Consider the following 10,287-nt stretch of genomic DNA (forward strand, 5'->3'; position numbering starts at 1 on the left):
TTACCCTTAAGCTTTTTTAAGCTGATGTAGCGTTAATGCATTGCCTTCGGAATCGATAATCACTGCCATTCGACATACCGGTGATGCAAAAACATCTAGTTTGAATTTAACATCTTCGTTTTTTAGCCGAGCGACTAATCCATCCAGATCTTCTACTTCAAAAGCAATACTACCGCCTGCATTATGGCTTGGGCTCACGCCTTGCGCCAACGTGGTAATCGCAAAACAGCCCCCACCTGGCAAATCATATTCAATCCATGCGCCATTTGCTGATACTTTGCTTAAAGTAAGACCAAGCGTCTTTTCATAAAAGGTTCTGGCCCGATCGATGTTTTCAACGGGATACATTGTAAAAGCGACCTTTTTAAACATGTTATATATTCCTTATGGTTATATTCTTAATACTGATGTAGGATGCTTTAACAATTGCCCATCACAAATCACTTTAGCACCGCATTTTTCATAGAAGTGATTGAGATTCGGATTCAATGTGTCCAGCACTACCATACTTGCACCTTGGCTTTCACTTATTTTCTTGGCCGATTCAATAATGCGTTTTCCAATCCCAAGTCCTCTAAAGCTCTCCTCAAGGTAAACATACATCAATTCTTTAGCATTTATTTTCGGGTTAAACGAGTGATAATCAAATAAGGCAAACATTCCTATTAATTGTGGCGGCTTTCCATAGGTAATTACATAAAAATGATCTTGAATGGCGGCAATTGCATCCTTCCTATACTCCAAACCTGGGAATCCTCTGATATAGCCCCACTTGTCTTCTACCCACTTAGCCATTTGTTCTAACCATTTTGGATTTTTTGTATCAGAAAATGGCTGTATTTTTAAATTGCCAGTGAATCAATTCGATGATGCATAGAAAAACATAATTTGTTTTGCCCTTACTTCACTTTTTTGGGGAACATAATAACATTAGAAGCATCATAAGGTGATTTGACACTCCTTCTTAAAAAGTCCAGCATCAAATCAATAGGTCTGTTATATCCACCTTTTGAATCACCGGCTAGTGTATTATTTAATTGAACCATCATCGCATCCCAATCAATTTTATCAAAAGGTACTTTATACGTATAACCTTCTATAAAAACCTTAAAATCGTTCATATGCCCCAAAACACTACGATCTTTTGTTTTGCAGTATAGGGTATCTTTAACAAAAATCGCCTCTATTTGTTCTTGATATTGAGGAAATTTATTATCAAAAATAAATTTAATTAATTTATCTTTTATTGCTAATGCTACTTTACTCGCACCACCAACATGGCTATAAGGAATCAAAAAGGATAGCAAAGTATTTGCATGGGTAATAAATGCAACCTTTTTTCGATCGATACGGATAACATCAATAAACCAATCGTCCAAAAAAGATAAATTGCTTGATGGCTCCTCAAGGGTTTTGATCTTTAAATCTTTGGAAAATTTCTGAGTTATCCTAAATTGTGGCATTTTATACAATTCCAATTAATCTCATCGGTGCTTCCGTGCCATCTTTAATCTTCATTGGCAAACACAAACTATAGCTTCCTTTTGGCGGCAAACTCGCTGCATTTGCAACATTTTCGACTATATATTTATTTGCACCAAGAACTGCTTTATGCACAGGATAGCCATTTTTGGGATTGTCAGGTGAAAGTGTATCGATGCCAAGGCCAGCGATTTTCCGCTCATTTAATAAGAACTGTGCCGCTTCAAAAGAAATACTTGGGAACAATAAACTATTTCTATATTTTTCTGGTTGCTGCCAATATCTGTCCCACCCTGTATAAAAGATGACAAAGCTCCCATCTTCAATTAATCCGTACTTATCCTCGAAAGCTTTTACATCCGCAAGAGATACAATATACGTTTCATGTGCCTCTTTTGAAACATCAATTACCGCACATGGCGCAATAAGTTCATTCACTTCGAGATCAGAAATGGTTCTTCCACCGACAATGCAATGTGCAGGAGCGTCAATATGGGTTCCCATCCCCTCATTCATTTGGATTTTATGGGTACGAAATTGATACAAACTCTCAGGTTCATAATCATGATGTAGTTGATGCTCAAAACCGCAGCCGCCATCCCAGCTAGGGATCTCAGGACTTAAGGAATGCGTTAAGTCTATCAACTTAAATGGGATCTGCTTTAATGCAATAGACACAGTCTTGGCCTTACTTACAAATTCTGAAATTTAGATATTTTTATGCCGATGATATACTGATTTTGGCTAATATTTAACAACGTGCTTTCAACAACCAGTTCAAAAAGAAGTTATTCAACTTATATGACTGATTATTATTCGAAAATTGAGCCTGAACTTATTCCCGCAACTATTGCAGATTATCCCGTGATCCAAAACATGGCACGCTTTTATGTCTATGATATGTCCCGCTATTGTGGTCAAGCATTTGATGGCTGGGAATTCCCAAAAGATGGCCTCTATGAATGCCGCGATTTGAAGTCTTATTTTGAAACAAAGAATAATCATGCATTTCTAATTAAAATCAATGAAGAATTAGTCGGCTTTGCTTTAATCGATCAATTGGAAGTTTTACCCGAAGCCGATTGGAATATGGGACAATTTTTTATAGTTGCCAAATATCAGCACAGTGGCATAGGCGCAAAAGTTGCCAAGCAGATCTTTGATCGCTTCGAAGGTGAATGGTCGGTTGGCGCTATCCCACAAAATTCTAGAGCCGTTGAATTTTGGCGAAAAGTGATTAGCGAATTTACGCAAAACAACTTTAAAGAACTAAAAATGACTAAGGAACAACTTAAAACGTCTGAGCATCCAGATCCCTATCCCATGATCATGTTTCGATTTAAATCTGGCATTTAATTATCATTTTTATCTCTATCGTTCTTGGTTTGCCTAACTTCACTATTTTGTTTCATTTCAATAACATTTTGAGTGCTTGGATTAAAGATATTTTGCAGCTCAAGCAGCGTGTTGCCAATAAGACCAGAGCGATCGGGTTTACGCTTTCGATAATATAAAAGACCTTTTTCTTCTAACCAGAGAAAAAATTTATCAAAAATATAAAGCGCTGCACAAATCGCCATTACAAAACTAAATACCATTATGAGATCCATGTGTAACTCAATCCCTATTAATTCGGTTATTAATCAAATTTTCTTTTACTGCCCGTATCGTGTCGAATGTCATCTCTAACATCTTCGGTCTTTTGTTTACGCTGATCCTGCTTATTTTGATCTATATAGGTTTGATATTGCTTTACAAGTGTTTTAACAGGCTGTTGTTCCGCTTCCTGCTCAAACACTACTGTTTCTTCTTTACGACAAGAATTCAAAAATTGAAGTCCTTCAACCAATCCATCAACGACATGTATACCACCATGTCCAGATGAATGAACTCTTAAAGGTGATACTTTGTACTCTTTATCTTCTAGCTTTTCATGAAATATACGATTCGAATCTATTCGAGATTGGTCCGTCATATCTTTATAATCTGGTCTTTGACAAATTTCAGGAGGCTTTGCACTTTCAAGTTGTCCTATTTGCATATAAATTGGTAGCTCGCGAAGTGCCATAGGCGGATTTTCAGGTAAGTCATGCTCTTTCTTTTGATTGAGCGCTGGTGATAATAAAATAACGCCACCTATCTTGCCTGGATTTTCTTTAGCAACATTGATTACAGGATAAGCTGCCAAACTATGTGCCGCAAGGATCACATTATTGGGATTTGATTTCTCTCCCTGTAATTTTTGGCAATATTTAGGAATAACTTCATCTGTCATAAATTTGGAAAATTTTTCTGTTTGATAATAAAATTCATGCACTCTATCTGGTATTGGGGAAGAGCCATAGTGACCTGAGGCTCTCATGTTTGAGTCAACAAAAACAATAGCTGCATTAGCTAATGGATTAGCTTCATCTTGATTCAATGAGTCAATATACGGAGTTAATGATTTTAAAAAGTGCTCGCCATCTAATATAAATATTACTTTCGCATCATTTTCATTATAACCAGGTGGTTTGTAGACCCAGATGTCACGCTTAGCTAATGCGTTTGTTGGATCTTCAATACTATCTCTTTCTATTGTGCCATGTGTTACATCGGCAGGATTTAATACTGTCCATTTAGGAACTGATGCTTCTGGTAATTGTAAATACTTTGATTCATGAGAAACTATAGTTGCTTTTTCACTTACTTGAGTTGTATCTTCGATGCTATAGACTGGCAAGATACCTTTGGGTTCATGCTCAGGAAATATTACCTTTCCATCAACCTTAATGTTGTAAAAACAAAAAGCATCTGCGGGTATATTATCCAATTGCAACACAAATGTATCGGTTCCAGATATTTTTTCAAAACATTTAGGATTATCATTCTCGTCAAGCATTCTTTCATATAAATCTTCGCTTTCTAACTCCACCCTTTTGGCAACTTTAGAACGATATAAGAAGGTTACTTGATATTGGCCATTTTCCTGCATTTGAATTAAAGGCGAACCACCCTTAGCAGACACATTTTCCCAAAACATTTCTTCATCTTGACTACTTTTTAATTCCTGTAACAAGGGATGTGGCTTTGCTTCAACATCGCTATCTTTAGTAACACTGGTTCCTGACTTTAACATATATCATCCTATTAACTTTCATTAACCAGGCATCAATCTTGGTTTTCGGCCTCTTGCTGCAGGATTCATCACATCTCTTCGATTACGAATCGATGTCCTCACTGGTTCAACGTCATCACTGCCTAATGAACCTAATAATTTCGGGGAATCTTTATTAACATAATAGACAAGCCATTTCTCACCATTTTGTTGATAACTTTCATCCGTTACCATATCAATTTCTTCAGCAACATTCTGATCTCTTGCATTTTTATCACTTACGAAAGCAAAAAGGCTTTTGATATTAAATTTTTTTATAAGGAAATTGCGAATGTAAAAGGCCGTTTCAATATCTAAATCATCGTTAGGATCATTTGGATATTCCCTTTGAATACACCATACCAATTCATATTCCGGCCTATCATGAAGAATAATTTCCCTGCAACCGCAATAACCAAACAAGGCCATTTTTTTCTTTAATATCACACCATATATGGTAAAGCCATGTTCTTCGTCATGCTTAGACCATTCATTGATATAAGTGCTGGCTTCTTTTAAAGGGCACTTCATTAGTTCTGCTAGCGATTGGGCATCGCTGGATACAAGCTTTCTTACTACAGCCCTATCAGTTTCAAGTATAATTGATGACATTACACATAATCCTGAAAATTGTTTTAGCTATCATACCCATTATATTATCATTCTTAAGCCCGGTTAATACGCGTGCATACACATTTTTATCATGAGTTTGAAACCGGCATCATCGTAATAAAATTGGTGATGATCTCCCCTATCAAAATACAAGCAATGAAGCTTATCCATAACTTTTTACCACTCAAGCCAGATGATTCTTTCAATGCATATAAATAGGTAACGATATGCCAAACTGCACAAATAATCACAACAGAGCTAAATACAACAGCAAGAATGGATGGCGTCAGTTGCAACCCCTGCTCCATGCCTACATCCATGAATCGTGGGTTGACTGTGCGCATCAGTGCAAGAAACCCCGTTAAGATTAAGTAAGGAAACCGCGATAAAGCCACTGTTCCCATAAAATCAATGATTCTGACTCCTTTTTGCTGTAGCAACTTGGCTGTCAAGATAAAAAGTCCCGTCAAAACAGCCCAGATCACCGCATTTTGATAAAGCAAAAAGAGAAAATCCGTGCCCATTTTCGGATTTTTGATCATGGATGCGTTTAAAATCCCCAACAATCCTGGAAAATATATTTTGGCGATAGTGCCTAAGTAGCTAATAGTGAAAATGATCCCTATCCCTATGATAAAGGCCGAGAGCCCTGCTATTTTTTGATAAGGATTAATCAACAAAGATAAAACAAATCGAAGGCCAGATGGTTTATCAAGTGCTTTAGATAATAGCTTATACTCATCTTGAGTAATTTTATTCTCTTTCAGCAAAGTTACCAGTCTTGCATTTTCACTTGTCATGATTAACCTCATAGTTTATGCAGCATTTTTGCTGCATCCTTCGCTGAAATTTTACCTTCTTCTAAAAGCTTTAAGATCTCTTCTTTTGATCCATGGGGTTTCATATCAACATTTTCAAGAGTTTCAATCAATTCATTTAGCCTATTGCGTAAGGTGGGATATGAAATCTTTAATCTCGCTGCCATTTCTTTGAGGCTACCTGAACACTTCACGAAATCGATAATAAAGGCAAGTTCTTCTTCAGAAAGCTTCAATAGAGAGGGGATCTCAAACTTGCCTTCAAAAGTGGTATGGCAATCAGCACAACAAATCTTGACGACTTCTGGTGAGGCACTACCACATGAAGGACATTGGGTGATTATTTTACCCATCTTTTATTCCTTGGTTTTTCATGATCTTTTTCTTCATTATTTTTAGTTTTGATTTGTTTTTCATTATCATAGTGTTGTTTTGCAATCAAAATACCCCGGCTAAATTCATTCTCTACAAGATTTTTTTTTAAATTGGTATTGTTCCTGCCCCGCATCTAAAAATAGATCCCCCGAATCCTTTTCCTGTAATTTCAATAACCCTGGAAATGGCGGATCAATTAAGACTAAATATCGTGCCCCATTTTGATCTATTTGCGCCCCAAGGCGTGATTTCCATTCTTTGCAGGTTATTTCAAAACCCTCTTGTGTTTGCGTTATCTTCGTCTTGCCAAGATGGGGATTAGAATATTCTCCTACATAGGGTTTGATCCATTGCAATTTATCACATTCAAGTGACACATCTGCTCTCACTTTTCTTAATATTTCAGCCTGTTGACTCATGCTGATATTAATAATTTCTTCAGCTTGAACCTTTGCCCCGAAGGTTAACTCTAAAAACTGTTGCTTAACCGCACTCAAAAAGGTATGACCGTAACGGCTATTTGCCATCATCACCACACCAATCCCCTTTTCTGGATAAAAGAAGAGATCACAAGCAAAGCCCATGGTGCCACCACCATGGCTGATAACTTGTAAGCCTTGTTCTTCGTTTATGATAAGCCCTAAACCATAATGTGACTTATCGCCCATTTTTATACCGGGCCGTCGTCGCTCAAGAAGTGCTTTTTCACTAATAACACGTTTGCCATTTAAGGCACCATGATTAAGCTCTGCAAGCAAGTATTGCGACATATCCTTCACGGTGGACCAAATTGCGCCACTGGGTGCAATACTGCCACAAGATTGCTCTATATTTACTGGGATCTCAGTAAGTTCGCCATTAATATCAAATGAATGCGGAGAAGCAGCACCATTTGCTTGTGCCTCTCTTGCCTTGAGGGTTGTATGATTCATTTCTAATGGTTTAAAGACAAGTTCTTCCATCGAATAGGTATAAGCATCTGTTAAGGATTTAGACGGCGCATAGGCATGAGCTGCCATATAGCCACCCACCATAAATAGTAAATTCGAATATTGGAAGGTTTCACCCAATGCTGTTGTAGGCTTCATTTCCTGCATTTGTTTTAGCCTTTCTTCAGGGGTACTGTAATTGAATATAAAATCAAAATCACGACGTGGCATACCCGTTGAAGCACTTACCGTTAATCTGGCATTCATTTGTTGTGTAAGCAGAGGATCATTGAGTTTAAAGCTATCTAGCACTTCACATACAGGTGTATCCCATTTTATGGTTCCTTGATCAACCATCGTACCCATCATGAATGTCGTTAAAGCTTTGGTTGTTGAACCAATCATAAAGGGCGTATCAGGGGTTACGGACTCTGATGAGCCTAACTTTTTCACCCCATAGCCCTTGCTCAACATTGTTTTGCCATTTCTATGCATAATTGCAATGGCAAAACCTGGAATTTTTAATTTATCCATACCTGATTCGATAAATTTATCAAAATCCTGGAATTGCTCTTCGCTCCATTGTCGCACTTCTTGATCCTTTAAATTTTGCTCTTGAGCACCCTTTGGTTTCCAGCTTTCCATCATTTGCCCTAATTCAGCACCACGGCGCTGTAATGCTGAATTGGTTGCTTCAATCAGAGAGATATAAGCTTGATTTTGATAATTTCGAACAAGCGCCATCACTGTTCTAGATTCACTGAGTGGAAGGTCATAAACAATCTGCTGCCCACTTTCCCAAAATCCACCCAACCAGGCTGGTGGAAGAGAAAATTGTTGAGCAATCTTTAAATCAAAATTGGGGTTTATTTGTTGCCAAGCTTGCGCTAAGGCGCCCTCAACGGCGGGAAGGACTAAACAATTCACTTTAAAATCCGATTCTGGGCCAAGTAATTTTACTCGCCCTTCAAGTTCTTCACACTTCCAAGTATCGGGGTATGAAAACGTACTGCCATTGTTAAGAAGAACTTGCGGCATTTTTTAACCTCATCATTAACCTATCTGGTTTCATACTCGAAAGTATAATGATGATTTTAATAATATCAATATTAATTTTAATTTTATTAAAGATATATTTAATTATATTATTTGTTATCCAAATTACTTCTTTCGCGCAATCGCTTCTACGAAAGCGCTTTCCTCGCCATGGTAGTGGTGACTGGTTTCTCGAATCGAAATTATCCTAAAACATTTTCAATTCTGCATCATGTAGCCTACCGTGAAAAAATTTCGAGTATGCCCATGGTGATAACGGTTGCCTCCGAGGTGATTACCCATCCCAAAAAGCGGATCTTTTGTCGATTTACATTTTACAAATAACAATCCATCTTCATTTAAAATCTCAGCAATATTGCGAAATATTTTAGCTGTTACGTCATCTTCAAAATAATGCAAGCTAAGATGGGCATAGACTACATCTTGTTTAGAAATATGATGAATGGGATCTTTAATATCTTGGCAATACCAAGCAATTTCTGGATGCTCGTTTTTTAGAGAATCAATGGTCTTTTGCGCCAAATCAATTGCGGTAGCAGATAACCCCATATGATGAAAAAAAAGTGAATCGATCCCGTTCCCACATCCTAAATCAAGAAGTGTATTTTTGTTTTCACTTTTTACAATTTTGAGCGCTGCTTCTGCAAAGGTATTAACTTCTATCGAATCATTTGAATTCCATGCATTATCCCAATATGAAACTAATTCTTTTGATTCAATCATGCCTTTAAATCATCCTCTCTAAGCTTTCCATGAGATCTTTGAGGTATATAAACAAATAGGTAAGTTAATTGACATTTTCTCTGGACTAACGTATATAAGCCTTGATCTTCACGTAACGTTATACCTTAGCCTAGTACTAAGGAGGAAAACAATGGCCAAATGGCACCCAAAAGCGTTTAGTCGCTTAACAGGCGTATCGGTGAGAACCCTTCATCACTATGATGAAATTGGTCTACTCATACCCACTGTTCGCCAGCCTAATGGCTATCGTTTGTACTCTGAAGGCGATCTGTTGAAATTACAACAAATTATTGCCCTAAAGTTCTTTGGCTTTGAGCTTGCTCAAATCAAAAATATCTTAGCAAAAGAAATGGATGATTTGACGCATTTTCAAGCTCAAATGAAAGTGTTAGAGCAACAAATTACGCAAATGCAAAAAGCCAAGCGATCTTTACATAGGCTTATTGCTAAATTGGAAAGTAAACAGAGGATCCCTTGGAATAATATCATTCAACTCATAGAGGGTTATCGTATGACTGAAGAAATCGAAAAAATCTGGGGTTTTGATATGGCCCAGCAGAAGGAATATGAAAAATTTCTAATTGCTAAAGGCTATACATCACAACAAGAAATTGATAAAGGCTGGAAAAAGATTAAAGATTGGGACAAAGATAAGTGGAAAACCATCAAAAACGATATTGATGATTTAAATAAATCATTTGTTTTGGCGATTCAAAAAAATCTACTACCCCAATCTCCAGAGGTGCAAAATTTAGTTCAGCGGCACTGCCAATGGCTCACGCAATTTTGGATCCCAAACAAGGAAAAATATACTGGTTTAGGAAGAATGTACTGTGATAATGCGGATTTTAAAAAGTATTATGATGCTTATCATCCGCAGCTAGCAGTATATTTGGCCCAAGCGATGAAAATCTACGCCGAAAGAGAATTGACTTAAGCCTAAGAGCGGTCATGAGTGCAAAATGACCGCTCATCTCTTTTGATAATTAAAATACTTGATTTAAGTTAAAAAATAATCTAAATATACGTGTAGGCTATTCAATAGGTATACACCGCAATGAAAATCATCTCTCAATAAGCCCTTGATTAGGGCAGCCACATGAGTCTATCGCCCTGACTACTTGAGAGTTTGATT

At 37.2% G+C, this 10,287-nt stretch carries 13 protein-coding genes; 2 read left to right on the forward strand and 11 right to left on the reverse strand.

Annotated features, from left to right (window positions below):
* Positions 1-6: 6 nt before the first annotated feature.
* From HT99x_RS15855 to HT99x_RS15870, 4 genes are all read right to left on the reverse strand, one after another.
* Positions 7-372 carry a VOC family protein gene (locus HT99x_RS15855; RefSeq protein WP_075067454.1) on the reverse strand — a complete coding sequence of 122 codons (366 nt, stop codon included), beginning with the start codon at positions 370-372 and terminating at the stop codon, positions 7-9.
* A gap of 18 nt (positions 373-390) precedes the next feature.
* Positions 391-795 (reverse strand): GNAT family N-acetyltransferase, encoded by a 405-nt coding sequence (locus HT99x_RS15860; RefSeq protein ID WP_075067455.1) that lies wholly within the window; start codon positions 793-795, stop codon positions 391-393.
* A gap of 104 nt (positions 796-899) precedes the next feature.
* Entirely contained in the window at positions 900-1,463 is a 564-nt protein-coding gene (locus HT99x_RS15865; RefSeq protein ID WP_075067456.1) for a DUF6933 domain-containing protein, read from the reverse strand.
* Position 1,464: 1 nt separating this feature from the next.
* Complete coding sequence (locus HT99x_RS15870) at positions 1,465-2,160, reverse strand: cyclase family protein (RefSeq protein WP_259567175.1); 696 nt, start codon at positions 2,158-2,160, stop codon at positions 1,465-1,467.
* Positions 2,161-2,283: 123 nt separating this feature from the next.
* Here HT99x_RS15870 and HT99x_RS15875 point away from each other — a divergent pair, with 123 nt between their 5' ends.
* The gene (locus tag HT99x_RS15875) at positions 2,284-2,838 is read left to right on the forward strand and encodes a GNAT family N-acetyltransferase (RefSeq protein ID WP_083483012.1); all 555 of its coding nucleotides are present in this window, start codon (positions 2,284-2,286) and stop codon (positions 2,836-2,838) included.
* On the opposite strand, the gene HT99x_RS15880 is transcribed toward HT99x_RS15875, so the two are convergent.
* The 7 genes from HT99x_RS15880 to HT99x_RS15910 form a co-directional block, all read right to left on the reverse strand.
* Positions 2,835-3,092, reverse strand: a complete 258-nt coding sequence (locus HT99x_RS15880; RefSeq protein WP_139016672.1) for a hypothetical protein — start codon at positions 3,090-3,092, stop codon at positions 2,835-2,837. The genes HT99x_RS15875 and HT99x_RS15880 overlap by 4 nt on opposite strands.
* A 29-nt stretch (positions 3,093-3,121) precedes the next feature.
* Positions 3,122-4,600: an alpha/beta hydrolase-fold protein gene (locus HT99x_RS15885; RefSeq protein ID WP_075067776.1), complete on the reverse strand. Its 1,479-nt coding sequence runs from the start codon at positions 4,598-4,600 to the stop codon at positions 3,122-3,124.
* A 21-nt stretch (positions 4,601-4,621) separates the two neighbouring features.
* Positions 4,622-5,230, reverse strand: a complete 609-nt coding sequence (locus tag HT99x_RS15890; RefSeq protein WP_075067777.1) for a GNAT family N-acetyltransferase — start codon at positions 5,228-5,230, stop codon at positions 4,622-4,624.
* 89 nt (positions 5,231-5,319) lie between these two features.
* Complete coding sequence (locus HT99x_RS15895) at positions 5,320-6,030, reverse strand: hypothetical protein (RefSeq protein WP_075067778.1); 711 nt, start codon at positions 6,028-6,030, stop codon at positions 5,320-5,322.
* Positions 6,031-6,038: 8 nt separating this feature from the next.
* On the reverse strand, positions 6,039-6,401 hold the full coding sequence (locus HT99x_RS15900) for a DUF2089 domain-containing protein (protein ID WP_075067779.1): 363 nt from the start codon (positions 6,399-6,401) through the stop codon (positions 6,039-6,041).
* A gap of 105 nt (positions 6,402-6,506) precedes the next feature.
* Positions 6,507-8,390 (reverse strand): serine hydrolase domain-containing protein, encoded by a 1,884-nt coding sequence (locus HT99x_RS15905; protein ID WP_259567180.1) that lies wholly within the window; start codon positions 8,388-8,390, stop codon positions 6,507-6,509.
* A gap of 216 nt (positions 8,391-8,606) precedes the next feature.
* On the reverse strand, positions 8,607-9,131 hold the full coding sequence (locus HT99x_RS15910; RefSeq protein ID WP_075067741.1) for a methyltransferase domain-containing protein: 525 nt from the start codon (positions 9,129-9,131) through the stop codon (positions 8,607-8,609).
* Positions 9,132-9,282: 151 nt separating this feature from the next.
* Between HT99x_RS15910 and HT99x_RS15915 the strand changes: the two genes are divergently transcribed.
* Positions 9,283-10,089 carry a TipAS antibiotic-recognition domain-containing protein gene (locus HT99x_RS15915; RefSeq protein ID WP_075067740.1) on the forward strand — a complete coding sequence of 269 codons (807 nt, stop codon included), beginning with the start codon at positions 9,283-9,285 and terminating at the stop codon, positions 10,087-10,089.
* Positions 10,090-10,287 lie beyond the last annotated feature (198 nt).

Source organism: Candidatus Berkiella aquae, from assembly GCF_001431295.2.
GTDB classification, from domain to species: domain Bacteria; phylum Pseudomonadota; class Gammaproteobacteria; order Berkiellales; family Berkiellaceae; genus Berkiella; species Berkiella aquae.